This is a genomic window from Vibrio ouci (genome assembly GCF_004551525.1).
In the GTDB taxonomy this organism is placed as follows: domain Bacteria; phylum Pseudomonadota; class Gammaproteobacteria; order Enterobacterales; family Vibrionaceae; genus Vibrio; species Vibrio ouci.
Genome location: NZ_SATR01000253.1, coordinates 1 through 765 on the forward strand (window position 1 = coordinate 1; position 765 = coordinate 765).

1 protein-coding gene is annotated in these 765 nt (G+C 39.9%); it reads right to left on the bottom strand.

Translation table 11 applies throughout. The annotated features are described in order from the left end of the window. Positions 1–125 precede the first annotated feature (125 nt). Positions 126–506, bottom strand: a complete 381-nt coding sequence (locus tag ELS82_RS25510; protein ID WP_134837823.1) for a hypothetical protein — start codon at positions 504–506, stop codon at positions 126–128. Positions 507–765: the final 259 nt, after the last annotated feature.

The window sequence follows — 765 nt, forward strand, 5'->3', positions numbered from 1 at the left end:
TAACGCCCAATTAAGGTGTGAAGCACGCGACCACGACACTTAATTTGCCCACCGTAAACACTAAACTCAATTCAAACCAAAAATGCCAAGCGTGCTGAATCACTCTTAAATTGTTTGTTATATTTTCAGTGCACCATTTCTTGAGTAAAACGATCTCTTCCTTTCCAGTACAGGCATTTAGGACAACTTTCACCCTCTGGATAGTCGATTCCCTCTTCATGCGGACAGCCAAGAATTTCTTCTACCATGCCTACCGTTTGAGCGCTATTTTCGTCGATAAACGTCAATACTTCATTTAAGATTATTTCAGATTTACGAATATCTGTTTCATTAAACCATTTTTTGATAACTTCAGGCTCTGCACCTTGATATGGAATAATAGCGCAAACAAGTTTTGTCGCTGTTTTATTATCTTTGCCATAAAAAGCAACCGTAGCAATAGGAAAGCCTTTATTGCCCTTACGAACTCTCTTATTCAGTAGCTTTCGATTTTTTCCTTGAGCCATTATTTGCTCCTAATTTGAATAAAAATATAACGCCCAATTAACGTGTGAGCAGCGCAAGCACTGAACCCAAAAACTGCGCCGTAAACACTAAATTCAACCCGAAGTGAGAGCGCCAAGATGTATGGACTCCCTATCTCCCTCGGGAGTAACGTAATAAGTAACGACACTTTTACAAGGAAGCCCATACATGACTCATTCTACGGTGCTCGCTATCGACTTAGCAAAAAACGTTTTCCAAGTTTGTAAGATGGATCGACAT